At 58.7% G+C, this 25,524-nt stretch carries 25 protein-coding genes; 2 read left to right on the top strand and 23 right to left on the bottom strand.

Annotated elements, in window-relative coordinates:
* Positions 1 to 19 precede the first annotated feature (19 nt).
* From AAAX75_RS09255 to ileS, 22 genes are all read right to left on the bottom strand, one after another.
* A complete protein-coding gene (locus AAAX75_RS09255; protein ID WP_006233978.1) occupies positions 20 to 259 on the bottom strand; it encodes an exodeoxyribonuclease VII small subunit in 240 nt (79 codons plus the stop codon).
* Positions 260 to 261: 2 nt separating this feature from the next.
* Positions 262 to 846 (bottom strand): transcription antitermination factor NusB, encoded by a 585-nt coding sequence (gene nusB / locus AAAX75_RS09260; protein WP_349091959.1) that lies wholly within the window; start codon positions 844 to 846, stop codon positions 262 to 264.
* A 3-nt stretch (positions 847 to 849) separates the two neighbouring features.
* Entirely contained in the window at positions 850 to 1,212 is a 363-nt protein-coding gene (locus tag AAAX75_RS09265; protein ID WP_349091960.1) for an Asp23/Gls24 family envelope stress response protein, read from the bottom strand.
* A 24-nt stretch (positions 1,213 to 1,236) separates the two neighbouring features.
* Complete coding sequence (gene efp, locus AAAX75_RS09270; RefSeq protein WP_117806186.1) at positions 1,237 to 1,800, bottom strand: elongation factor P; 564 nt, start codon at positions 1,798 to 1,800, stop codon at positions 1,237 to 1,239.
* A 159-nt stretch (positions 1,801 to 1,959) separates the two neighbouring features.
* Entirely contained in the window at positions 1,960 to 3,090 is a 1,131-nt protein-coding gene (locus AAAX75_RS09275) for a Xaa-Pro peptidase family protein (RefSeq protein WP_349091962.1), read from the bottom strand.
* A 132-nt stretch (positions 3,091 to 3,222) separates the two neighbouring features.
* Entirely contained in the window at positions 3,223 to 4,332 is a 1,110-nt protein-coding gene (locus tag AAAX75_RS09280; RefSeq protein ID WP_349091964.1) for a hypothetical protein, read from the bottom strand.
* Positions 4,329 to 4,862: a shikimate kinase gene (locus tag AAAX75_RS09285; protein ID WP_006233986.1), complete on the bottom strand. Its 534-nt coding sequence runs from the start codon at positions 4,860 to 4,862 to the stop codon at positions 4,329 to 4,331. The genes AAAX75_RS09280 and AAAX75_RS09285 overlap by 4 nt, the downstream gene beginning before the upstream one ends.
* An 8-nt stretch (positions 4,863 to 4,870) precedes the next feature.
* Positions 4,871 to 5,368, bottom strand: coding sequence for a YqeG family HAD IIIA-type phosphatase (locus tag AAAX75_RS09290; protein WP_152068057.1), 498 nt, complete (start codon positions 5,366 to 5,368; stop codon positions 4,871 to 4,873).
* Between the two features lies 1 nt (position 5,369).
* Positions 5,370 to 6,803, bottom strand: a complete 1,434-nt coding sequence (gene mltG / locus AAAX75_RS09295) for an endolytic transglycosylase MltG (RefSeq protein WP_226812493.1) — start codon at positions 6,801 to 6,803, stop codon at positions 5,370 to 5,372.
* Positions 6,796 to 7,224 carry a Holliday junction resolvase RuvX gene (gene ruvX, locus AAAX75_RS09300; protein WP_035138185.1) on the bottom strand — a complete coding sequence of 143 codons (429 nt, stop codon included), beginning with the start codon at positions 7,222 to 7,224 and terminating at the stop codon, positions 6,796 to 6,798. Before ruvX ends, mltG begins: the two co-directional genes overlap by 8 nt.
* Before the next feature lie 17 nt (positions 7,225 to 7,241).
* Complete coding sequence (gene alaS / locus AAAX75_RS09305) at positions 7,242 to 9,899, bottom strand: alanine--tRNA ligase (RefSeq protein WP_152068059.1); 2,658 nt, start codon at positions 9,897 to 9,899, stop codon at positions 7,242 to 7,244.
* Between the two features lie 152 nt (positions 9,900 to 10,051).
* Positions 10,052 to 11,461 (bottom strand): AI-2E family transporter, encoded by a 1,410-nt coding sequence (locus tag AAAX75_RS09310; protein ID WP_349091965.1) that lies wholly within the window; start codon positions 11,459 to 11,461, stop codon positions 10,052 to 10,054.
* Positions 11,458 to 12,249 (bottom strand): RNA polymerase sigma factor SigF, encoded by a 792-nt coding sequence (locus AAAX75_RS09315; RefSeq protein ID WP_117564127.1) that lies wholly within the window; start codon positions 12,247 to 12,249, stop codon positions 11,458 to 11,460. Before AAAX75_RS09315 ends, AAAX75_RS09310 begins: the two co-directional genes overlap by 4 nt.
* A gap of 1 nt (position 12,250) precedes the next feature.
* On the bottom strand, positions 12,251 to 12,628 hold the full coding sequence (locus AAAX75_RS09320) for an ATP-binding protein (protein ID WP_152068061.1): 378 nt from the start codon (positions 12,626 to 12,628) through the stop codon (positions 12,251 to 12,253).
* Positions 12,621 to 13,214 (bottom strand): hypothetical protein, encoded by a 594-nt coding sequence (locus tag AAAX75_RS09325; RefSeq protein ID WP_152068062.1) that lies wholly within the window; start codon positions 13,212 to 13,214, stop codon positions 12,621 to 12,623. Before AAAX75_RS09325 ends, AAAX75_RS09320 begins: the two co-directional genes overlap by 8 nt.
* Positions 13,215 to 13,309: 95 nt before the next feature.
* Entirely contained in the window at positions 13,310 to 14,659 is a 1,350-nt protein-coding gene (locus tag AAAX75_RS09330; RefSeq protein ID WP_349091966.1) for a replication-associated recombination protein A, read from the bottom strand.
* A gap of 60 nt (positions 14,660 to 14,719) precedes the next feature.
* Positions 14,720 to 15,967 (bottom strand): HD domain-containing protein, encoded by a 1,248-nt coding sequence (locus AAAX75_RS09335; RefSeq protein ID WP_349091967.1) that lies wholly within the window; start codon positions 15,965 to 15,967, stop codon positions 14,720 to 14,722.
* 31 nt (positions 15,968 to 15,998) lie between these two features.
* Positions 15,999 to 16,421 (bottom strand): prepilin peptidase, encoded by a 423-nt coding sequence (locus AAAX75_RS09340; RefSeq protein ID WP_349091969.1) that lies wholly within the window; start codon positions 16,419 to 16,421, stop codon positions 15,999 to 16,001.
* 81 nt (positions 16,422 to 16,502) lie between these two features.
* Entirely contained in the window at positions 16,503 to 17,798 is a 1,296-nt protein-coding gene (locus AAAX75_RS09345) for a glycosyltransferase family 2 protein (protein WP_022094595.1), read from the bottom strand.
* An 82-nt stretch (positions 17,799 to 17,880) separates the two neighbouring features.
* Positions 17,881 to 18,894, bottom strand: coding sequence for an RluA family pseudouridine synthase (locus AAAX75_RS09350; protein WP_349091970.1), 1,014 nt, complete (start codon positions 18,892 to 18,894; stop codon positions 17,881 to 17,883).
* Positions 18,894 to 19,421, bottom strand: coding sequence for a signal peptidase II (gene lspA, locus AAAX75_RS09355; RefSeq protein WP_349091971.1), 528 nt, complete (start codon positions 19,419 to 19,421; stop codon positions 18,894 to 18,896). Before lspA ends, AAAX75_RS09350 begins: the two co-directional genes overlap by 1 nt.
* A gap of 290 nt (positions 19,422 to 19,711) precedes the next feature.
* Positions 19,712 to 22,516 (bottom strand): isoleucine--tRNA ligase, encoded by a 2,805-nt coding sequence (gene ileS / locus AAAX75_RS09360; RefSeq protein WP_349091972.1) that lies wholly within the window; start codon positions 22,514 to 22,516, stop codon positions 19,712 to 19,714.
* A 486-nt stretch (positions 22,517 to 23,002) separates the two neighbouring features.
* Here ileS and AAAX75_RS09365 point away from each other — a divergent pair, with 486 nt between their 5' ends.
* Together AAAX75_RS09365 and AAAX75_RS09370 are read left to right on the top strand one after the other, a co-directional pair.
* Entirely contained in the window at positions 23,003 to 24,085 is a 1,083-nt protein-coding gene (locus tag AAAX75_RS09365) for an iron-containing alcohol dehydrogenase family protein (protein ID WP_349091973.1), read from the top strand.
* A 513-nt stretch (positions 24,086 to 24,598) separates the two neighbouring features.
* Entirely contained in the window at positions 24,599 to 25,201 is a 603-nt protein-coding gene (locus tag AAAX75_RS09370) for a Type 1 glutamine amidotransferase-like domain-containing protein (RefSeq protein WP_349091974.1), read from the top strand.
* 172 nt (positions 25,202 to 25,373) lie between these two features.
* On the opposite strand, the gene AAAX75_RS09375 is transcribed toward AAAX75_RS09370, so the two are convergent.
* The coding region (locus AAAX75_RS09375) for an IS3 family transposase (RefSeq protein WP_349091977.1) at positions 25,374 to 25,524 on the bottom strand (151 nt) is incomplete at its 5' end.

Genomic DNA, 25,524 nt, shown 5'->3' on the forward strand with positions numbered 1-25,524 from the left:
TCGTATCCGGAGATGCGGCCTAGCTATCTTGGGATTCGTTTGCCGCATCCTCATCGTATTCCTGCTCGAGCTTGTCGGCCTCACGCGGCGTCAACTCAAACTTGTCGACCATATCGACCGCACGGGAGCCCAGCTCAATCGCTTCGTCAAACAAATCGAGCGAACGCTCCAAGGAGGTATCCTTGGAGCGAACGGTAGCGATAATCTGATCCAGACGGTCCGAGATCTCATCAAAGTTACGGACAGAACCCTCTGGCATGGCTACTCCTCGACGGAGTCGATGTCAGCCTCGGCGGCGTCCGCATCCTCGGCCAGCACGCCAGCCTCAGCTTGGGCAACCGCAACCTTGGCGGCAGCCTCGGCAGCCTGCGCCTCCTCGCGAGCGCGATCTTCGGCCAGCAGCTCCTGGTACAGGTCCTCGCCCGGCAGCTCCTCGCTGCGAGCGATCTTGCCCAGCACGCCGTTGACGAACGACGCGGACTGGTCGGTGCCATAAGCCTTGGCAAGCTCGACGGCCTCGTTTATTACGATGGCGTCCGAGACCTCCTCGTCGGTGAGGAAACGCATCTCGTAAACGGCGATACGCAGCAGATTGCGGTCGGCGCCGGGCATGCGCATAAGATCCCAGTTCTTGGCAACGGAGCGCAGAGCGCAGTCGATGCGGTCGATATGCTCGTAGGCACCGCGGCAAAGCTCCAGCGCATAGGGGTCGAGGGGACCCTTCGAGATCAGGAAATCGCCCTCGAGGACGCGCTCGAGCGGACTGTCCGTGGCCTCGGCCTGGAACAGCAGCTGCAGCGCCTGACTGCGGGCAAGCGTACGCCCGCGATAAACCTTAAGGCTCAAAGGTTACTCCTTGGGGAAAACGAGGCCGTCGATGCAAACGTCAACACGCTCAATCTCAACGCCCACCTGGGCATCGATGGCGGCGACCACGGCGGCGCGAACGGCCTCGGCGAGTTTCTTGAACGGATAGCCAAAGAACACCACGACGCGCACGGTGAGTGCGAGCTTGTCGCCGACGACCTCGGCCTCGACCGCCGGCTCAGAAGCCGGGGCCTTGGACGAGAGCATCATGGAGACAAGGTTGGTGGCAAGGTCCTTGACGCCAACGGAGGCGATGCCCTCGACATCCGACACGGCGCGCGAGACGATGGCGGTCAGAACATCGGGTGAAATGCCGATGCCGTCAATCTTGATTTCCTGGGGCATGAGTCCTCCTAGAAGAGTTGGTTGCTAGACGCGGGAGACGAACTTGCCGTCGCGGGTGTCAACCTTGATGACCTCGCCCTCGTTGAGGTACATGGGGACCTGGATGACAGCGCCGGTGTCGATCGTGGCCGGCTTGGTGGAACCCTGGACGGTGTCGCCCTTAAAGCCCGGGTCGGTCTGGACGATGGTGGTCTCGATGAACATCGGCGGGGTCACGCCCATGAGCTCATCGTCGGCGAAGAGCAGCTGGCAAATGTCGTTCTCGCGCAGCCACTTGGAGTTCTCGCCCACCATGTCCTCGGGAACGGGAACCTGCTCATAGGTCTCGTTGTCCATGAAGATGTAGTCGGCGCCATCGTTGTAGAGGTACTGGAACTCACGGGTGGTGAGCATGACGCTCTCGAACTTGGTGCCGGCGTTGCAGGTGTTCTCGACGACGCGGCCGCTCTTGATGTCGCGGGTCTTGTAGCGCACAAACGCGCCACCCTTGCCCGGCTTGACATGCTGGAACTCGACGATGGTGTAGACCTTGTCCTTAATGCGGAGACCGAGGCCGTTCTTGAAGTCGGCGGTAGAAATGGTAGGCATAGCGACCTTTCTTGTTATGGGCAGAACGCACAAGCGTCCAAATTACATACGACCGAAATTATACACTTGCAGACGGCGCCTGCAGCGAGCGCATAAAAAGAGAACGCGGGGCGCCCGAATTGATCCGGACGCCCCGCCCCAAAAATCTATCGAAATGGGCTAGCAATCGATGACGTGCAGGTCGTGCGGGGTCTTGGTGAAGGGCTCGTAGCCGTTCTCGGTGACCACGCCGTAGTCCTCCAGACGCACGCCGCCCACACCGGGCAGATACACGCCGGGCTCCATGGTGATAACCGAGCCGATCTCGATGGTGTTCTTGCTGCGGTTAAAGTTGGGCAGCTCGTGGATGTCGATGCCCACGCCGTGGCCCAGACCATGGTTATAGTAATCGCCATACCCGGCATCGCCGATAATCTTCTTGGAAAGCTTGAAAATGTCGTTGCCCTCGACGCCCGGATGGATGGCGGCGACGCACTCCTCGTGCGTACGGCGCACGAGCGCGTACAGGTCGAGCTGCTCCTGCGTGGGCTCGCCCATCACGACGGTGCGCGTCATATCGGAACGATAATCGCAGTAGCCCGCACCGTAATCCATGAGGACAAAGTCGCCCTTCTCAATCACGCGGTCGCTCGGCACGGCATGCGGGTTGGCGGTGTTGGGGCCGCTCGCCACAATGGAGCCGAAGGCCAGGCTGTCGGCGCCGTTGGCGAACATAAAGTTCTCGAGCTCGTTGCGAACCTGCTTCTCGGTCATACCGGGCTTAATAAAGCCGAGCATATGCTGGAAGGCGGCGTCAGTGATCGACTGCGCATGCCGCATGAGCTCGATCTCCTCGGCGTCCTTGATGGCGCGCATCTTACGGATGTCGTCATGCATCAGCGGCAACATGCAGGCGACGGAACGGTCCTCCAGACCACGCTGAATACCCTGGTAGAAGTTGATCTGCATGTCGTCCTCGACAGCGCAGACGCGGCACTTGTTGGCTGCGATCTTGCCGGCGACCCAACCGGGGATGGTGCCCTCGTCCATGTCGTAGACCCAGAGGCTGCCGGCGGGCGTGTTCTCCTCAAAGCTGTTGAGGTAGCGCGAGTCGGTATGGAACAGGCACTGGTCAGCCGTAATAAACGCCGCGTGCGGGAACTCGAAGGTGTAATCGAAGACGCCCTTCACGCCCGTGAGCCAACGAAGATTGGCCTCGTCGCGTACCACGATAGCGTCGTAGCCGCGCTCGACCATCAGGGCACGGACACGTTCGATACGACCGGCAGGACCGGCAGCAAACTCAGACATGCAGATTCCTTTCTTATTGTCTCTATAAAGACGGGACGGATCTCAACCGAACGACGGAATCGCATGCGATCCGCAACCGATTGAAAACCCGCCCCTCAACATGATACGAAAGACGATGGATGTCAATAAATCTTAGAGAAGTTCTTTGCGAGAAGCCAAGTAGGCGTGAACATGGCGCTCAAGAACCTCGTCCTCAACGCTCGTTAGACGAATGGCGCCAAGTGCCGCGGGCAGCGGCAACATGCTGCGGTTCGAGCGAGCGAACTGCTGCTTTCGGAACTCCTCGATATATGCGGCAGGCTCCAGATCGAAGGCAAGTTCCTCGATACCAAAGTCCTCCAGGCAGTCATCGACCTCAAAGACGTAATCGATATCGAAGTCGCAGGCATCATGTGCTAGGCGAGCCTCAAAGCGCATGCCCTCGGACAACAGCTGGTAGGCAGGGACCTGCGAAGCGGCATCGCCCAAGCAAGCGCGCAAGGTACGCTCCCCCGTCTTACCAAAATCGAGCGCATGGCGGGCGCTCGGGTTCGTGGCCATCAGTACGTCCTTGCGGGCAGTCTGAGACCATTGAACGGCATTGACGAGCGCGACCTCCTCGCCCGCGAGAATCTCGGGGACGGTCTCAGTAAACTGATTCCAGCGGGACTTACTGCTCGAAAGCATGGTGCCAACAAGTACCACAAAGCCGAGCTTGAGGTCCTCGGGGTCCGCCTCGCGAACAAGGTCGAGGTCGCACACGACCAAGCCCGGTTCGGGACGGCACGCGATAGCGGGAAGCGCATTGGCCGACGAGGCGACGAGCGGCTTCATGGTCGTCGCGACCGTGAGCATGGCGTCGAAGGTCGTCGGCAGTAAGGCGCACTCGGTGCGACCGCACCACTGATTGGCACACCAACAAACGACCGAGCAGGTCGCCGTGTCGCCGACAGCGACAACGAGATCGTCGCAGGTAATGCCGTTAGCCGACAGGGCGCCAAAGACGGTATCGGCGTCGACCAGCGTCGCGCCATCAGGAGAAACCTCAAGCAAAAGCTGCGACACGGCAAAACCGGCGTCGACCAGCGCATGCTCGACGACCTCACCAAAGCGCTCGGATGTAGCGTCGCTCCAAACCACCATCGCGCGCTTAGGCTTGCCCACAGCCGAGGAAAACATGCGCGACAGCTCATCGAACGCGCCCAATCCGACGCGGACATCGACACTGCGGTTTTGGAAATTGATCAGTTGACGGCGAATCATAGCAGCCCACGCTCCAAAAGCATCTCGGCACAAAGGTAGGAAACGTCCTCGAAGGACTTGTTGCGAATATCAAGGGTAAGGTCGGCGGCCTGGCGATACAGCGGACGGCGATGCTCAAACAGGCGCGCAGCATGCTCGGGCGAACGGAAATCGGGGCGCGTGTCGGACCGACGAATCTGGCGAATCGAATCCTCGAAGTCGCCCTCGAGGTACACGCACGTACCCATTTCGTGCATCAGTTCAATATTCACCGGCGTTTCGACGATACCGCCCCCGCACGAAACCAACAGGCTGCGCTCGCTTTGGAGCGAACGGAGCGCCGAGGTCTCGAGCTCGCGAAAACGATCCTCACCCTCGGTCTCAAAAATCTCGGTTACCGACTTGCCGCAACGGCGCACGACCAGACGGTCGGTATCGATAAAACGCCGCTTGAACATGGTGCCGACGTTGCGCGCGAGCGTCGATTTGCCCGCGCCCAAAAAGCCGATAAAGAAGATATGGTCGCAGCCGTGTTTGGTGTGCTGGGACATGACGAGACCTATTCCTCGCAGGGAAGGTCGCGCAGGGCCCGGCGCTCAAAGATACGGAAGATCTGCGTATACCACAGGTCCTGCGTCGCCTGCGGCTTGACCAGAATAGTATCGACGCCGGCGAAGTTGCCGCTCCACACGTCCGTGTAGAGCTGATCACCGATCAGCACAGCCTCGCCGGCTGTGGCGCCGAGGCGCTTAAGGCCCGCCTTGAGGGCAAACGGCGCCGGCTTCATGGCGTGGCTGATGGCCTCGAGTCCCAGCTCGCGTGCAGAGCTCATGACCTGGTCGCGATGCCAGTTGTTGGACACCATGCACAGCTTAAAGCCTTTGGCGCGGGCGGCGTCGAGCCAAGCGGAAACCGCGGCGGGAACCTGCTCGGTGTCGCGCGGCACCAAGGTGTTATCGCGATCGAGCAGAATGGCGCGCTTGCCGTCGGCCCACAGGGTATTAAGGTCGATGCGATCGACCGAGGCAACGTATCGTTTGGGGCTAAAAATCCTCATGCTAATTCCAAGACTGTTGATGCTCTTCGTAGGTTTGCGAGAAGTACTCCTCGTCCTGCGTAATGTAGAAATACAGGTCATCAGAGTCGGTCGGCTCAAGGGTGGCCTTGAGCGCCTCGAGCGACGGAGAGCAGATGGGCGTGGGCGGCAGGCCCTCATGCTTATAGGTGTTATACGGACTATCGCTCTGCAGGTCGTCGGCGGTAACCTCGCCACCGGTGACATACATCATGGTCGCATCGCTGTTGAGATAGCGCAGACCGTCGAGTTTGCCGGCAAGGCGGTTGTAGAAGACCGAGGCCACGTGCGCACGTTGATCGGCGTTGAGGCCCTCGCGCTCAACGATAGAGGCCAAGTTGACGATGTCGTAGTCGGACATCTCCACACCGTAGCGTTCCTTGATCTTGGCTTCGCAGCTCGCAAAGTCAAGCGACTTGTACTCGGTCTTAAACTGATCGAGCATAGCGCGAATCACGCCATCGGCCGTCGGCGAATCACCCAACGAATAGGTCTTGGGGAACAAGAAACCCTCGAGCGAGTCGTTGGCGGCGCCCTTAAGGAAGCTATAGTCGTCCACGTAGTTGGAGGCCTTGGCCTGGTTGAGGAAGTCTTCCTTAGAGATGCTGTCATAGGCCTGGGCCACACGGTCGGCGACTTGATCGACCGTCAGGCCCTCAGGGATAGTCAGCGTATTGGAGCCCGCGTTGGGGCCTTCCATGAGCTGCTGAACAACCTCGGTCGCATCCATGAGTGTGGTGAACGAATAATCACCAGGCTTGAGCGACATATCGGCGTTGAGCTTTTTCACCGCCGCATAGTAATCCTTGGGATTTTCTACGATATGGTTCTCGGAGAGAATCGAAGCGATGCTGTCACCCGAGGCACCATCGGGAATCGTGATAGTAACCTGCTGGCCTGCAACGACTTTCGCACCCTCACCGCCAAAGAAACCCTTGACGGCTGGCACGACAAAGAAAACGATCGCGACAAGCGCAAGCACGGCAACAACGCCACCGATAATCATAGGCACCGGGGAGCTTTTCTTTTGAGCACCGCGACGAGCATGCGTGTTGTAGCTCGAGCGGGTCGCCGGAGCAACGCCATGCGAACCACGAGCGTGATGCGAATGCGATTGGGGGGCCTGCGTTCGCTGGGTAGGTGCCTGCTGCTTAAAGCGGGTGCCGCCTGCAGGCTGGGCCGTACGAGCAGTGGGCTGCTGAGCCGCGTGAGAAGCCGAATGCTGAACCGAACGAGCAGAAGGCTGCTGACCCGTCCGTTGAACAGGTTGGGCCGAACGAGAGAAGGACTGCGCCGGGCGCGCGGCAGACTGAGCTGCGCGCTGCGTCGGCTGTGCCGGACGCTGGCCAGGCTGGGCAGGGCGCGACGCCGGCTGCTGTGTACGATTCGGCTGGCGGGGATCGGAAGCACTAGGCATGCGAAACCTCCTCGTTTTTACGATCGAGCCACGTCTGCAAAAACAGGCTGGCGGCAATCATGTCGATCTTGCCCCTCATCTGCTTTTCGTTGAGTCCCTGCTCGCGCAGGATACGCTTGGCCTCTTGCGAGGACAGACGCTCGTCCTCAAACTCCAACGGAAGATCGAGCTCGTCGGCAATCTTTTGCGCCACAGCGGCAACGCGCTCGGCCTGAGGGCCAGGTTCACCGGCCATGGTCAGGGGACGTCCGCTTACCAGGATGTCGGGCTCATAGTCCTCAACCAGGTAGCGGAACGTCTTGGCCATACCGGTGACCTCGGCAGCCGGAAGCACCTTGACAGGCATCGCCATCTTGCCATCACGGCTCGAGACGGCGATGCCAATCCTGGTCTCCCCTATGTCCAGCGCGAGCGCAACCACAGTGACTTCTTAGATTCTTAGGCACCGAGCGCGGTCTTAGCGGCCGCGAGGGCATCGGCGATGCCGGCAGCATTCTTGCCACCGGCCTGGGCCATGTTGGGACGACCGCCACCGCGACCGTCGACCAGACCCGCGATCTGCTTGATCACGTTACCGGCGTGGAAACCGGCCTTGACGGCGTCATCGGAGCCGGCAGCGAGCAGGGCCGGAGTGCCCTTCTCAGTCACGCTGGCGACGACACAAGCGACAGGGCCGGCGACCTTCTGATGCACGGTATCCCATACGTTGCGCAGGTCGGCAGCCTCAAGGCCCTGGAGCTCAGCGACAACGAGCTTATAGCCGTCGAGCTCGACGGCGCCCTCGATGGCGCTGGAGATGGCGTCGGAGGAGCCACCGGTCAGAGCCTTCTTGAGCTTATTGAACGTCTCGCGCAGCTCGGCCTGCAGGTTCTCCACGCGAGCGGGAACCTCATCCACGCGGCACTTGAGCGCAGTAGCAGCGGCGTCAACGAGTGCCAGGCGGTCGGCCATATAGTCGAGGGCACCCTTAGAGGTCACGGCCTCGATACGGCGGACATTGGAGCCCGTGGAGGACTCGGAAATGATCTTGAACAGGCCGATCTCGGCGGTGTTGGCAGCGTGTGTGCCACCGCAGAGTTCGCGGGAGAACGGCTGGTCCTCGGCGCCCACGGAGACAACGCGGACGACGTCGCCATACTTCTCGCCAAACAGGGCGACAGCGCCGGCGGCCTTAGCCTCGTCGATGCCCATGACACGGGTCACGACCGGCTTGGAAGCGAAGATCTGCTGGTTGACCAGGTCCTCGACAGCCTTGAGCTGCTCGGAGGACAGGGCCTCGAAGTGCGTAAAGTCAAAGCGCAGGTGCTCGGGCGTCACCAGCGAGCCGGCCTGGGAGACGTGCTCGCCCAGGACCTGCTTAAGGGCGGCGTCGAGCAGGTGCGTGGCGGTGTGGTTGCGGCGCAGGAAGCCACGGCGCTCGGCGTCGAGCGCGGCGGTCACGGTAGCACCGACGGCCAGCGTGCCCTCGGCAACGTGGGCGACGTGAGCATACAGGCCGTTGTGGTTCTTGGTGTCGGCAACGGTCAGAACAACGCCCTCGGCGGAAAGCTTGCCGGCATCGCCCTGCTGACCACCCATCTCGGCATAGAACGGGGTGCAGTCGAGCACAACCTCGACATCCTCGCCGGCGGCAGCGGACTCGACGGACTCGCCGTTGCGCACGATGGCGACAACCTTGGCGCCCTCGATCACATCGTTGTCATAGCCGTCGAACTCGGTCGCTGCGACCTTGTCGGAAAGCTCAACCCACACGTCGTTGAAGCTGCCCCAGGCGTCGCCCTTGGCATTGGCGCGGGCGCGGGCCTTCTGGTCCTCCATGCAGGCAGTGAAGCCGTCCATGTCGACGTCGTGGCCAGCGGTGCCGGCGATCTCGACGGTTAGGTCGATGGGGAAACCAAAGGTGTCGTGCAGCTTAAAGGCAACATCGCCCGGAAGCACAGCGCCCTCGGCAAGCGCTGCCAGTGCCTCATCCAGGTAGACGCGACCGTTGTCGAGCGTCGTGGAGAAGCGCTCCTCCTCGGAGGCAACGATACCCTTGACGAGCGCGACGTTCTTGAGCAGCTCGGGATAGGCCTCGCCCATCTGAGCGTTAACCTCGTCGATGAACTTGGTCAGGAAAGCGCCCTCGATGCCCAGCAGGCGACCGTGGAACACGGCACGACGGAGCAGGCGGCGAAGGACGTACTCGCGACCCTCGTTACCGGGGAGGATGCCATCCGAAATCATAAAGTCGACGGCACGGGAGTGGTCGGCGATGATGCGCAGCGAGCGGCTGGCACCGGAGTAATCGTCGGCGTCATAGGTCTTGCCGCTGATCTCCTCGCCCAGCTTGATGAGATGCTGCATCAAGTCGCCGTCGTAGTTAGCGGTCTTGTGCTGCATGATAGCGGCCATGCGCTCCAGACCCATGCCCGTATCGAGGTTGCGGTGCGGCAGCTCCGGCATGGAGCCGTCCTCCTGGCGGTCGTACTGGGTAAACACGAGGTTCCAGAACTCAAGGAAGCGGTCGCAGTCGCAGCCGGGCTTGCAGTCGGGGCTGCCGCAACCGACCTCCTCGCCCATGTCAAAGTAGATCTCGGAGCACGGACCGCAGGGACCGGTGGGGCCAGCGGCCCAGAAGTTGTCGTCCTCGCCCAGACGCGAGATGTGATCCTCGGCAACGCCCAGGGAGCGCCACACGTCGTGAGTCTCGTCGTCCTCGGTAAAGACGGTAAAGTACAGGCGGTCGAGCGGCAGCTTGAACTCCTTGGTGATGAGCTCAAAGGCCCAAGCGCAGGCCTGCTGCTTGGAGACGCCGCCAAAGGAGAAGTCGCCGAGCATCTCAAAGAAGGACAGGTGACGGCCGTCCTCGCCGATGCAGTCGATGTCGTTGGTGCGGACGCACTTCTGGCAGGAGATCGCGCCGATCTCCTTCATGGTCTTCTTGCCCTGGTAGTACTCCTTAAACTGGTTCATGCCGGCGTTGGCAAGCAGCAGCGAAGGATCGTCAGGAACAAGAGACGAAGAAGGATAGAGCTTAAGACCGCGCTCCTCAAAGAAGTTGAGGAACTTGGAGCGGATCTCGGCCGTAGTCATTGACGGGTAGTCAGCACTCATAGAGGGAATCTCCTCGGTTTCACATCGAAACAGTTCAAACGTAACGATATTACCATCCCACCGCGCAAGTGCAAAAAAGAGGGCCGGCACAATGCCGGCCCTTCAGCGAAATTGCATGTTAGCGCGTATGAATGTTAACCCGAATTACCCCGCTAGTTGTCGTCATCGTCCATGGAGCCGTCGATGCCGGTTTTGGTGTCGTCGTCCGAGTTGGAGTCATCGTCCTTGGCGAAGGGGTTCTTGAAGAAACCCGTCGCATCGGGCTGCAGGCCCAAAAGCTTGATCCAAGGATTATCGAGCTCGGGCTTGGGCATAGCCTGGGCCTCGGGCGCGGTCTCATTGCCGATGAGCTCGGACTCGTAGATGAAGGTGTCGTCGCCGAGTGCGTCGTAGGCGGCGACCGGGTTGCCATCGGCATCGCGGTACGGTGTGCCCTTAAACACGGCGCCGTCATAGGCCACAAGCTGGCGGCCGGTCTCATTCTCGAAGTAGTACACAAAGATACCCTTGAGGGCCGCACACAGCGGGATGGCAATAATCATGCCGATGGGGCCCATGAGTGCCGAGCCAATAACGAGCGCCGTGAGGCTCATGATGGGATGCACCTGCACCGAGCTCTGCATGACCTTAGGCGAAATCACGTTATCGGTGACGTTTTGCGCGACCATCGTCACGATAAGCGTCCATAACGCCAACATGGGGCTGAACATAAAGCCGAGTACCGTGGCGATTGCTGCGCTCACCCAGGGACCGACGACCGGAACCAAATGCATGATGCCGGTAAAGATAGCCATGAGCGCCGCATACGGATGGCCGATAATCATAAAACCGATAAGGGCGAGGAAACCACCGCAGATGGACGTCACGACCATGCCACGCATGTAGCCGCCGACCGAGCGAGAAAGGATGGCGACCATAAAGCGGTACGAGGTCTCCTTCTCCTGACCGATGATGGTGCAAATCTCATGGTGCATGCGAGGGTAGTCGCAGGCCATCCAGTACGCAAGCACCAGACCAAGGAAGATCACGAACAACTGCGAGGCCGTATTGGTGATGAGCGGGAACACACCGCGGCCAAGCTCGGCAGCGATCTGAGACACATACTTCGATGCCACGGTAACCAGCGACGAAAGATTATCGTCCAAATACTCCTTGAGCGGCGTGTTGTTGAGCGTCTTGGCATGCGAGATCATCTCGTTGAGGTCGCCACCCGCAACACGAAGCTGTTCGGGCAGGCGGCTCAGGACTTCCATGATCTGACCAAAGAGAATCGGCGACAAGATGCAAACGACACCGACGAGCACAGCAACAACAACAATAAGCGCGATAAGCGAACCGATGCCGCGATTCACGCCATGGTGCTCGAGCCAGTTGGTGATCGGGGACATCACAAAAGCAATGATGGAACCGACGGCAAGAAACTCAATAACCGGTGCCAAGATGCCCATAAGGTTAAAGATGACAGCAGCAATAACAATGCAGCCGACAACAGCCCAAATGCGCAGCGTCAGAATGCGGGTGTCACGCAGCACGCGATCGGTTTGTTGGGGGTGCTCACTCATGAACGAACCATCACTCCGTCGGGATCGATCTTGTCCTGAATCTTCTTAAGCGTGCGGCGCAGTAAACGCGAAACCTGCACCTGAGAAATACCCAGCTTCTTGGCGATCTCGATCTGGGTCATGCCCTTCACAAAGCGCAGCTCGATCACCTCGCGCTCGCGCGGCGAGAAATCACGGATGGCTTCCTCGATCACTAGGCGGTCATCGGTAAAGTCGAGCTCGTTGTCATCGTCGGCGTAACGGTCGAGAATCGAGGGGGCATCGTCGGAATCGGACGCACCAGGAGCCTCGATGGGCACCGAGGTATAAGCCGAAGACGATTCCATAGCCTCGAGGACCTCATCGACAGTCACATCTAGATACTCAGCGATCTCCTCAACCTTGGGCGAACGCTGCAGCTCGTTGGTAAGTTTGTCAGTAGCCTGGTTGACCTTGGCGGAGAGCTCCTGCAGACGACGCGGTACGCGCACGCTCCAGCCCTTGTCGCGGAAATGGCGTTTGATCTCGCCCAGGATAGTGGGTGTCGCAAACGTCGTGAACTCGAGTCCGCGCTCGGGATCAAAGCGGTCGATTGCCTTGAGTAGACCCAGGTATCCGACCTGCATCAGGTCGTCGAGCGGCTCGCCGCGGTTCTTAAATTTGTTGGCAAGAAACCTTACCAGGTTCATATGGGACATGACGAGCTGCTCACGTGCGTCCGGATCACCGGTCTCTTTGTAGCGACGAAACAGCTCGCGGGTTTTCTCCTTGTCCCAAGCGGTCTTACCGCTCCGGGAACGTTCGGTCATATTAGATATCCGCCTTGAGGTCGAGGGAAAGCGTCAGGGGCGCCACAGTCTTTTCGTAGGAATCGCACACGCTCGCCAAAATGAGCTCGGCATATACGGCAGCCTGGTCATCCTCATCGACAGTCGCCTGATCACCAAAGGTAAAGGTCATGCCTACGTGAGATTCGTCGACATCGAATTTGATCGAGATATCGTCGGAATCAACAGCCGTACAGCCAAAGATAAAGGCTTCCTCGGCGGCCATACGAATATCCTCGATGCGATCGACGGACATAGAGCACAGGGCGCCGACATTAGCCGCCGTCATACGTACGAGGCGTGCCAGACGCGGATCCCCGGCAACAGTCAGCGTGATGGGGCAAGTTGCTTCGCTACTCATCGCAGGACTCCTCGGAGGTCTCGGCGGGCGTGTAGGTGTAATACTGGGCTGCTTTAGCAGCAGGCTTCTGTGCATCATCGTCACCAGCAGCGACATCGTCCCCGGCTTCGCCAATCAGGACGCGCTCGGTCGGCTGCTCGGCTTCTTCGGCGGCAGCGGAAAGCTTGCGCTCGGCGTCGGCCGCGGGAGCCTTCACCTTGTTAAAGAGCTTCTGAACGGCACCGGCCGCAGAGTCGGTCACGCTCGACACAGCATTGCTGGCCTCGGCCATGCTGCCCGTAACCTCGGAAATGTCGCGGACAACCGCCTCAACCTCGACGAGGTTGGAGGTAAGGGCATCAACTGCCGTCTTGCTCGACTTGAGGAGCGGCTCAACCTGCGCCAGCGCGGGGGTGAGCTCATCGACAGCGCCATCGAGCTTTGCCACCACGGGCTGAGCCTCGGCGATCGTGTTGTTAAGGTCGCTCACCGTCTTGTCGAGCGAATCAACGACGGTGCGGGTCTTTCGCAGCGTGAGCGCGAGCTCGATAACAGCCCACACACCGGCAACGGCGAGTAGCAGCAGGGCGATTTGAATGGGACTCATACAAGCCTCCCGAAGGAATCGAAATACAGACGCTTTTCATGGTACCCCAAAGAAGGGGAAAGATACCCTAAGGGAATGTGCGAGGTCCCAAGGACCTACTTGGGCGCATTGCCGCTACGGTCGCGCTCGCTTTGCTCTACGCGCCATTCTTCCCAACCGCGGCCGGCAGGTTGCCAGAACGCGCCGCGCTCCAGTCCCTCGGGCAAATAGCGCTGATCGACCCAGCCTTCGGGATAATCATGTGGATACTTATACACACCGTATTCATCGCTGCCCGGGCGATGGCGATCGCGCAGATAACTCGGCACCTCGCGAAGCCCACTAGAATGGATATCGGCCAGCGCCGCATCGATCGAAGCCTCACACGCGTTGGATTTTGGCGCCAAGCACACATAGAGTGCAGCCTGAGCCAGGTTAATGCGGCACTCGGGATAGCCAATGACCTCGGCAGACTTAAACGCGGCATGCGCCACCAAAAGCGCCTGCGGGTCGGCGTTGCCAACATCCTCAGAAGCGTGAATCATAATGCGGCGAGCGATAAACTTAGGATCCTCCCCAGCATCGATCATGCGCGCGAGCCAATAGATCGTGGCATCGGGGTCGCTACCGCGCATGGACTTGATGAACGCACTGATGATGTCGTAGTGCATGTCGCCGTTTTTGTCATACGTAAAGCCGCGACGCGGGTTGGCGATCTTCACGTCATCCACGGTGATGGGATAGCGCTCCCCCGCCGCAGGCGCTGGCGTTCCCTCGGTATCGGGACGCGTGACGGCAATCTCGCTCGCAAGCTCGAGCGTCGTGAGCGCCGAGCGAGCGTCACCCGCTGCCAGCGTGCAAATGGTCTTGACCGTATCCTCATCGGCCGAGAACTTACCGTTCAAGCCCTGGGGTGCCTCAAGCGCACGTTCAATAAGCGTGGCGATATCCTCATCCTTCAGATGCTCAAGCTCCACGACGCGATCACGTGAGAGCAGTGCCGAGTTGACCTCGAAGTACGGGTTCTCTGTCGTAGCGCCAATCATAATGACGGTACGGTTCTCAACTGCATGCAGCAGGGCATCCTGCTGCGACTTAGAGAAGCGGTGAATCTCATCGATGAATAGAATGGTGCGGCGGTCGTACGTATTCAGGCGCGTCTTGGCCTCATCAATCACGCGACGCAGGTCCTTCACGGTACCCGTGACGGCGCTGACCTCGACAAACTCGCTCTTGGTATGGTTGGCGATAATGTGGGCCAGCGTCGTCTTGCCCGTACCGGCAGGCCCGTACAGAATCACGCTCGAAAGCACGTCGTGCTCGATCGCGGCACGCAGCCATGAACCCTTACCGACGGCCTTTTGCTGGCCCACGTACTCGTCGAGCGAATTGGGGCGCATGCGCACCGCAAGCGGCGCATTCTGAAAGGAACGCTCGCGCGTCGAAGCAGAAAAAAGATCGTCCATAGCCATCCCGTGTATCAATCAAATACTTTTTCCACTAACAGTATACCGAATTAATACGAACTACCGTTCGTTAATATAGGTACGGTGCGGAAACTTCAGACCAGGGAACAGCTTGCTCGTCAACTCGCAGAAATAACCGTCCGTCATACTCGCGATATAATCCACCACGGCTTGATCCTTGTCGTCCTGCCAGGCATAGGTGCGATCATAGTAGGAAAGCTGCTGCTCAATGCGCGAAATATGGTGCTTAAAGATGTAAGAGGACTCGTCGCCACTGTTTAGATCCCGCAGGCAACGGTCGTAGAGCTTTACGAACGCCTCGCGCAGCTCCGCCTCGGAATCGCCTTCGATACCGCCCTTGCTATAGATCTTCTCGTAGTTCTCGCGCTTAGCTCGGCGGATTTCCTCAAACAGGTCCTCGCTCATCTCGATGCGCGGCTTACCATAGCTGTGCTCAACGATATCGATGGAGGCATGCGTGAGGATCCAACTGTTGTAGGCACCGCCCCGGCCATCATCAAAAGCGTCGGGCGAAAGCAGGCCCGCCGCGATCGCATCCTGACGGTCACGACCGACGTAGGCAAGAATATCCGAAATGCGAACGACGCAGCCCTCGAGCGTCATGGGACGCAGATGCTCAATTGCGCTATAGCCCGTGGCAATGCAATCCTCAACCGTCTGGTCAAACTGGTCAAAGGAGCTCATCTCCGAGAGCTCAAACACACGCTGCTCGTACTCGCCGTTATGGCATAGCACGCCGTCGAGCGTCTGGAGCGACACGTTGCGGCCATACAACGCGTCGAGCACGCGGACCGACTGCACGTTATGGAAAAAATAACGCCCCGTACGCTCGTGATAGATATCGTTGAGGAAGCGCTCGCCGGCATGGCCGAAAGGCGTGTGTCCCAAGTCGTGGCCCAGGCCAATCGCCTCGATCAGATCGCAATTGAGCCCCAGGGCGCGACCGATATCGCGCGCAATGCGCGAGACAAGCTGCACGTGCAAACCGCGGCGTGACAGATCGTCATTGCTACGGAAGCTAAAGACCTGCGTTTTACCTGCATAACGGGTATACGCCGGAAGATGAAGTATCTTTTCGGTATCGCGCATAAACGCCGGACGCATAAGCGTGCCTTTGTCGGCGGCGCGATCAATACGACGAATAGCCTGATCGTCGTTGCAACGATACGAGTTGACATAGCCCGAAGCACGATCGGCGGCAATGCGTTCGACAAGTTCGGGCGACAACACCGAGGGGATACGGTCCATGCGCGCCTTAATGACGGCCGTTTCTTGATTAGATGCCATGGCATGCTCCTTAAGAAGGATGCGCAATCGGTTACAAAGTGCAGCCCACGACCTCGATTATGGCAAAAATCGGCACTAAAAACGGGAGCAATGGCAGGGAGCGCGATTTTGTGAAGAGACAGGAGAGGACCAGGGCCAGGAGTGCGACGGCAAATGCCACGATGCCACCCATAGGGTCGAGCGTGCAAAGCGCGAAGAGTGCCTTGGCATCCCCCATACCGATGCCCGGGATTTGGCGAAGACGACGCCAGAGGGACTCAGTCAGCACGAGAGCAAGATAAACAATGACGGCAAGACCCGCGTGGTCAAGCGCTGTGTTCAAACCGAGGTCGAGCCAAACACCCGCCAACGCCGCCACGGCACATGCGCCGGCAAGCCCATTGGGAAACCGTCGCTCTCGGGCATCAATTGCCACGCCGGCAAAGATGCAAATCCAAAACGGGATATAGACCATCGGACGCCTCCTCGAGCTGCATCGCAAAAGCAAAAACCACCACAAAGGTGCCTGTCCCCTTTGCGGTGGTTTTGGTGGTGGTTATTTGGCGCCTTGCATGACCTCGTCAAGGGTAACGTTGACGGCGTGCTGCGTCGGCACCCAGTCGACCTTCAGGAACAGCGCGGCCACCGTGATGGGGATATAGCTGAACATAAAGATCGGGAAGGTAAACAGGTTAGTCACCAGACGCCACTTTTGCGCGCAGTGAATGTGCTTGTACTCAAAGATAGTCGTGAGCAGCGCCAGGATAAAGAAGGTCTGATACATCATGGCGAAGGTCATAATGAGCGAAGCGGCGCACGCCTGCATCTCGACTTCGGTAGCCAAGAAGCCGTGCGAAAGACCGCCCACGATCAGGAACGTCGCATTGGCGAGCATCGAGATCAGCGATAGCAGCATGCCCGGGGCGATGGTCATAAACATGTCGTAGGCAGCAAAGCGATGATAGCGGAAGGTCGATTTGACCAGGTGCTTGCCATAGGTAAAAAAGACCTGATAGAAGCCCTTGGTCCAGCGCATGCGCTGTTTCCAGGACGCCTTAAACGTCACCGGCTGCTCGTCAAAGAACTCCGCCGGCGCATAGCCAATGCGAATGCCGTGAATGGCGCAGAACGTGGTGAACTGGATGTCCTCGGTCAGCGTGTGGAACTGCCAACCGTGCATGCCCTCGATGACACTGGCGGAGATGAGGTAGCCCGAACCCGAGACGGCGCAAGACGTCTTGCAGATGTTGCGCGCGTTGTTGAGAAAGCGCGCCTCGCGCAGATACCACGTGGCATTAGCCGCCGAGATCCACGAGCTGCCGAAGTTCTTGGAATTGCGATAGCTCGTGACCACATGGAAGCCCTGGTCAAAGGCATCGTTCATTTTGGACACGTAATCGCGGGAGATAACGTTATCGGCATCGAAGATAAAGTAGCCTTCAAACGTGTCGGGATACTCGTTAAGGATGCGGTCGAAGCCAAAGTCCATGACCCAGCTCTTACCCTTACGGGCAAGATCATTGCGCTCGTAAACAATGGCACCTGCCTCGCGCGCGAGCTGTGCGGTGTTGTCGGTGCAGGCGTCGGCAACCACGAAGACCTCGATAAGCTCGGACGGATAATCCTGGTCCTTGATGGAGCGAACGAGGTTGGCAATCACGGCCTCCTCGTTATGCGCAGCGATAAAGAAGGCATAGCGGTGGAGTTTTTTGGCCTTGGGAGGCGCGACCTCGCCACGAAGAGCGCCGATGACAAAGAAGACCACCTGGTACAGAAAGCAGACCGTGAGCAGCGTGACGACAATCTGGTTGAAGATCACGATGGGTGTGTTGGTTTGTAAAAAGGCGAGCATGCAGGCTCCCAGCAACGCGTTACGTAAACAATCGTATATCTTACCGCAGGCTTACCGAGTTCAAGAAACCACCTAATACTGGCTAGGCTTCGAGCAGACCGAGCTGCGGGACGATTTCGTCGCCAGCGGCAGTACGGCCGAGCGAACGCGGGGCCAGATCATCCAGAACCGCCGCAAGATCCCACGGCAGCTCATCGCGGCACTCAATACGCTCCCCCGTCACGGGATGATCGAATGCGACGCGCCAGGAATGAAGGAATTGCCTGGTCAGGCCCTGATCGGCGCGTGCATCGCACTTGCCGTAAAGTGGATCGCCCACGCAGGCGTGGTTGATATGGCGCATATGCACGCGAATCTGATGTGTGCGGCCCGTAAACAGGTGGCACTCGACGAGCGTATAGCCGTCGTCAAAACGCATGGAATCGAAGCGCTCGAGGACCTTAAAGGTCGTAATGGCCTGGCGCGCGAAAGGATCGTCAGAAACCGCCATCTTGACACGGTCGCGCGTCGATCGGGCAATACCGGTGTTAATGGTTCCCTCGTCCATGGCGATGTGCCCGTGGACAAGCGTGATATAGCGGCGGTCGAGTGTGCGCGTACGGATAAGATTTTGGAGCGCGCGCTGGGTGTCGTCGTCCTTTGCCGCAAGCATGAGACCCGAGGTATCGCGATCCAAACGATGCACGATACCGGGGCGATCCTCGCCCTGCACGGTGCCCAGATGGTCGATACCGCAGTGATAGACCAGGGCATTCGCGAGCGTACCGCTCTCATGACCATGCGCAGGATGGCACACCAGGCCACGCTGCTTGGAGAGCACAATGAGATAGTCGTCCTCATAGCGAATGTCGAGCGGGATGGCCTCGGGAATCACATCGGTGGGATCGTGCGGCTCAGGCAAATCGACCGAAATACGGTCGCCGGCTCTCACGGCGTACTTTTTAGACAGACAGGTCTCGCCATTGACACATACGGCACCGCCCTCAATCAGATGCGCGCAGGCAGAGCGCGTAGGGCAGCCGTCATTGGAGCCCAGATAGGCGTCAAGACGCTGACCAGCGCAATCGTCGGCAACGAGAATATGGATGTCGGCCATTAACGCTCATTCCTTTCGCGAATCTTGCGGGCACGCTCCCCACGCTGCTTGGCTTTGCGCTTGGCGCGTGCCTCATCACGGGCATTGAGCTCGGCAGTCGCATCGACTTCGCGGGCCGCAGGGCTCAAGAACATGTAGCCGATGAGGGCAAGCACGACGCCTACGGTGATGCCGATATCGGCCACGTTAAAGACGGGAAAGTCGATGAAGGTGGTGGCAATAAAATCGGTCACAAAGCCAAAAGTCAGACGGTCGATTGCGTTGCCAATGGCGCCGCCCGCAACCATCGCCATGCCCACGACCTCAAGATGGGCGAGCTGGGATGCACGGAGCAAGTACACGGCAATGGCGACAATGACCGCAAGCGCCAACACAGCGAAAGCGACGCCATGACCCTCGCCCATGCTAAAGGCGGCTCCGATATTGCGAACAAACACAAAATCGATCACACCGGGGATAACAGTCACATGCAAAGCGTCGCCCACGGCACGAACCGCAAGCTTGGTCAGCTGGTCAACAAGCAACACAACGAGCGCTACCCCACCAGCAACCCCCAACCGCCAACGCAAAGGCGGCGTCATATCCCCAGCACGACCCAAATCAATCCCCTACCCTCAAGATCATCGAATTACGTTTAATGCAAAGAACTATCTTATATTGCCATACGAAGAACGCACGACATATCCACCAACGCAAGCGAAATAACCAGCTAAAAAGGAAAGCGGCATTCCGAAAAACAGAATGCCGCTTGAATGTGACACAGGTAGTCAATGGAGACGTTCTTGTTTGACTAGTCATTTAAGAACGTCCCCAACGACTAGTTCAGCGCCTCCGCGCAGCGCTTGCAGATATGTGCGTGGCCGTTGTACTCGCCGACGGTGGTGCGGTAGTTCCAGCAACGGTCGCAGCACTCGCCCTCGGCAGCCTCGATGGCAACGGAAAGCTCCTCGCCCTGGGTCAGCTCAACATCAGAGACGATGTAGAACTCGGCCAGGTCGACGGCCTTGTCGCCGGTCAGCAGCGCGTACATCTCGGCGGGAACGACCGCCTTGACGCGGACCTGCTGGCTCTTAGTGAAGGTGCCGGCGGAGCGGGCATCCTCAAGGGCCTTGGTCACGGCGCTACGAAGCTCGAGCGAAGCCTCGAGCACGCCCTCAAACTCATTGGCCTCGTCGACAGTAATGGGCGACTTGTACCAATCGAGCAGCGCGGCGTACTTCTGGTGATCGACGCAGCCGGCGGGCGCATAGGCCATGGCCTCGTCGACCGTGTAGGACAGGATCGGCTGCAGGTCGCGCATGAGCATCGAGAAGAGCTCGGCAAGCACGGTCTGGGCGCTGCGGCGCTCGAGCGAGCCGGGCTTCTCGCAGTACAGACGGTCCTTCAGGGCGTCGAGGTACACGTTGGAGAGCTCGGTAACCACGAAGTCATAGAGTGCACGGTAGGCGCGCGGGAACTCGTAGCTGGCGTAGGCGTCGTCGACCTCGGCCTGGACCTGGGTCAGACGGGCAACCATGAGCTTGTCGAGCGGCAGCAGGTCGGCAAAGGCGACACCGTCGGTCTCGGGCTCAAACTGGCCCTCGAGCTCGGAGAGCAGGAAGCGCAACGTGTTGCGGAAACGACGGTAGGCATCGGACGTACGGGCGAGAATCTCGTGGTCGATGGAAACGTCAGAGCTGGTGTCGACCGAGGCGACCCACAGGCGGATGATGTCGGCGCCCATCTCGTCACAGACCTTGTTGGGGTCGATGACGTTGCCGAGCGACTTGGACATCTTGCGGCCCTGGCCGTCGAGCGTGAAGCCCTGCGAGACGACTGCCTTGTACGGAGCGTGGCCGTTGGCACCCACCGAGGTGAGCAGCGAGCTCTGGAACCAACCGCGGTGCTGGTCGGAGCCCTCGAGGTACACATCCGCCGGGTACTCCAGCTCGGGGCGATACTCGCAGACGGCCTTCCAGGAGACGCCGGAGTCCCACCACACGTCGAGGATGTCCTTATCGGCCTTGAGGTGATGGCCACCGCACTTGGGGCAGACGCAGGCCTCGCCCAGGTAGCTCTCGGGAGCGTCGGTGAACCAGGCGTCAGAGCCTTTCTCGTGGAAGAGCTTGATGACGGCGTCGAGCGTAGCGTCGTTCATGACCTTCTCGCCGCAGTCGGCGCAGGTGTAGCTGGGGATAGGCACGCCCCAGTTGCGCTGACGGCTGATGCACCAGTCGGGACGCTGCTCGACCATGGCGCCGATGCGGTTGGCCGCGTGGGCCGGATACCACTTGACGTTCTCACGGACCTCTTTGCCAGCCTGCTCGCGCAAACCGGTCTTGTCCATCGAGACAAACCACTGGTCGGTGGCACGGAAGAGCACCGGGTGCTTGCAGCGCCAGCAGTGCGGATAGCTGTGCGTGATCTTCTTCTCGAGAACCAGGGTGCCGCGCTCGCGCAGGAACTCGATGATATGCGGGTTGGCCTCATCGGTATCCATACCGCTGAAGGGACCACCGGTGCCAAACTCCTCGCCGGTGTAGAACTTGCCGTCGTCATCAACCGGCATGCAGATGTCGGTGATGCCTTCCTTGAGGCAGGCGAAGTAGTCGTCGACGCCGTGGCCGGGCGAGTTGTGGACGATACCGGTACCGTCATCGACACCGACGTAGTCGGCCAGGAGCGCCACACCCTCAACACCGTCAAAGATCGGCTGCTTGTAGTGGATGTGGTGGAACGTCTCGGCGGGAACCACATAGGGCTCGCCGTCGACCATGACCGGGGTGTACTCCCAGCCAAACTCCTCGCAGCACTTGGGAGCCAGGTCCTCGAGCATGACCTCGGCACGGCCATCGTGCTCAACGGCGACATAGGCGGCGCCGGGCTTAAGGGAAACGGCCTGGTCAGAGGGGATGGTCCACGGCGTGGTCGTCCAGATGATGAAGTCAACCGGGCCGTCGAAATTCTCGAGACCGGCGGGCTTGGAGGTCATCTCGAAGCGCACGAAGATGGACGGGCTCGTCTCATCGGAGTACTCGATCTCAGCCTCGGCCAGCGCGGTGTGGCAGTGCTTGCACCAGTGAACCGGCTTGTGGCCGCGATAAATCATGCCCTTATCGAACATGGCCTTGAAGACCTCGATATCGGCGGCGTCATGCTGGTGATAGAGCGTCAGATAGGGGTTGTCCCAGTCGCCGAGCACGCCCAGACGGCGGAAGCCAGCCTTCTGAAGCTCGATGTTCTCGACAGCGAACTCGTTGCAGAGCTCACGGATCTTGGCCGTGGGGGTCTGGTTGAACTTCTCGGTGCCGAGCTTCTCCTCGACCTTATGCTCGATCGGCTGACCATGGCAGTCCCAACCGGGGACATAGGGAACCTCATAGCCCTGCATCATCCAGTAGCGGTTGATCATGTCCTTGGAGATCTTGTTCATGGCATGGCCGATGTGGATCGGACCGTTGGCGTACGGAGGACCGTCGTGCAGCACGAACTTCTTGTGACCCTCGTTCTTCTTCAGAACCTGCTCGTAGACCTTGTTATCCTGCCAGTCCTTGAGTCGCTTGGGCTCGGACTTGGAAAGACCGGCACGCATGGGAAAACCGGTCTTGGGCAGATTCATCGTCTGCTTGTACTCGTTTGCCACGGTACCCCTTTCATGTCGTGGGCGCGCACGCCCGTTGGGCACCAAAAAAGCGCCCGTCCCTACAAGCTGGGACGAAGCGCCACAAAACGGGCAGCCTGCCCGTAAAAGCTCTTCGCTTAACCACCCAGCTTAGATGCCCTCGCCCGCATATTCGCGCGCTCGCATCCGTTACTCGGCTGGCCTGTATCGACGACCATCTCGGCGATGTCTACTAAGACGAACCTGCACGGCACGTCCGTTGGGACCGCAGCTCCGGGGTGATTTTCATCGGTCGCATGCACGGGTTCTCAGCGCTCCCCGCTCTCTGTAGCATGCGGACGGCCGACTACTCGTCCCCATCAACGCTTATGCGGAGTATGCTAGCACGTTCCGCGCCGGCGAAAAACCCTCAACACTGGTTTTATACGTTCGAAATTTCTCGCTATTACAGCCCTTCTCTAGGAGCAAAATACCTGAAAGCACTTTATCGAACGAAAGAAGGTTGCTATGCGCACGATTGGAATGAGCGACTACACCGTTGGCGAGGATTGCTTTACCGAGCTGCCAACCGCACTGGCGGAGTACGGCGCGAAGAAAGTCGCCATCATTGGCGGCAAGCGAGCCCTGGCTGCGGCGCTGCCGGGAATCGAGGCGGCACTTGAAGGTACCGATGTCGAGGTCCTGGAGACGCGCGTCTATGGCACCAACAGTACGCGTGCCAATATCGCCAAGGTCGTGAACTCCCCTGCCTGCCAGGAAGCCGACGTGCTCATCGCATGCGGCGGCGGCAAGGCACTCGATACCGTCAAGACCGCAGCCATCGAGCTCAAGAAGATCGTCTTCACCGTCCCGACGATCTGTTCTAACTGCTCCGCCGCGACCGCCATTGCCGTCGTGTACAACGACGACGGCTCGCTCGAGGGCTATTCGTACCCCAACCGACCGGCGCACATCTTCATCAACCCCAAGATCATCGCCGAAGCTCCGGCGGAGTACTTCTGGGCCGGCGTGGGCGATGCCCTGTCCAAGCAGCCCGAGGTCGAGTACGCCACGAGCGCCGGCAACTTGGAGCACACGGCAGGCCTTGGCCTGGCACTCGCCCACACCTGCTCCGAGCCGCTGTTTACCTACGGCGCTCAGGGTCTTGAGGACGTGCGCCAGAACCTGTCAAGCGAGGCCGTCAAACAAATCGCGCTCGACATCGTGGTCAACACGGGCTACGTCTCCAACCTGACCAACCAAAACGATTACTACTACAACTCGAGCGTGGCGCATGCGTTCTACAATGCCACGTGCAGCATTCCGCGCGAGGGCTCCTACCTACACGGCGAGGTCGTGAGCCTGGGCGTACTGGTGCTGTTTGCCTATACGGGCGATACCGAGAACCTTGAGCACTACGCCGCCTTTAACAAGCAGATGGGGCTGCCCGTGACGCTTGAACAGGTCGGCCTTACCGAGGCGGACATCCCGGCGCTGTGTGAGTATGCCCACGCCACCAACGAGTGGAAGCAGGGTAACCCGGAGCCCTTCACCGACGAGAAGTTCGCCGCCGCCATCAAGGCCGCCAACGCCTACGGCCACACGCTCTAGCTCTAACCCATAACCACCACAAAGGGGACAGGCACCTTTGTGGTGGTTTATATTGCTCCACCATTCAGTTCGTACTCGAACCCGATTCTTTACGAGAAATGGTTCGGGTACGTTTTTTTGTTTATCGGAACTTCTGCGGAAGGACTACTCGGAACGGTAAACAGGAACGAACAGAGGCAGGGTATCATCGTGGTGATGGTATCCTGCCTTTTGTTTGCGGGATCAAGGTCGCTTTGTGCGAACTTGATCGCCACCTGTATGGCGCGTTGATGGCAATTGCTGCGTACGTGCGCACCGGGAGCCAGTACACCCCTGGCAAGGCGTAGCACACTAGACATTGTTCCAAAGTCCGCGTGCTAAGGGGGCAGGCCCCTTAGAATTCCTGTGGAGTGTGTACGCACGTACGCAGGAAAACGTCAAAATTTCGCTATATCAGGGCGTTCTTTCATTGGTGAGTATGGTATACACGGCTTAGTTCAACAAATACGAATTTATATATAAAGGAGAATATTGATGAAACTGTTTTTATGTTCGCACTTTTCAAGTGTAGGAAGCCTGATAAAGGAAGAAATTGAAAATAAAAAAGTCGCATTTATTCCAACAGCTTCGCTGCGTGAAGGCTACACCGGTTATGTCGGCTCGGCTCGAAAATTATTCAAAAAGTTGGGAGCAATCGTAACTGAAATTGATATTTCAACGGAGGCTTATTCAACGATACAGTCTCTTTTTGAAGATGCGGATGTGATCTATTTTACTGGCGGAAATTCTTTTTTCCTTATAGACCAGCTCCGTAAAACGGGAACGGATGAGCTGTTGAAAAAAGAATTGGCAAAGGGAAAACTGATGATTGGTGAATCGGCAGGTGCGATTGTATGCGCTCCAAGCATCCAATATATCGAGCAAATGGATGAAAAGCCGGAGGACTACTCACAAGAAGATGATGCAGGGCTTAATTTAATTGATTTCTATGTTCTTCCGCATTTTCTTACAGCACCATTTAAGAGAGTTACCGAGAAAATAATAACTGAGTTTTCGGATTTGAATCTATGCCCAATTAACAATCGTCAGGGAATTGTAATTGATGGTGAAGGTTCAAAGGTTATTTGCAAAGACTAATTTAAAATTCCAGTTTGCTGCACTCGTTCCTAGCAGGGTCCGGGGCAGGCACGCCCCAACAAGAAGCCGTCCCAAAGGGGCAAGAATGGAGACTGCGGACGATTTCTTGGACCGTTACACGGCCCTTCCCAGTGGAGTGGGAAGGATAAACTGGACTTTCTTTTAAGGATCCTCAAGTGTATTGCCGCTCGTATTCCACTGGAGACATGTAGCCCAGGGTGGAATGCATGCGCACCCTATTGTAATAGAGCTCTATGTACTTGAAGATGTCCTGCTTGGCCTCGTCCCTCGTCCCATAGCTCCTCTCTTTCACCAATTCCCTT

The organism is Collinsella sp. CLA-ER-H7 (assembly GCF_040092345.1).
In the GTDB taxonomy this organism is placed as follows: Bacteria; Actinomycetota; Coriobacteriia; order Coriobacteriales; family Coriobacteriaceae; genus Collinsella.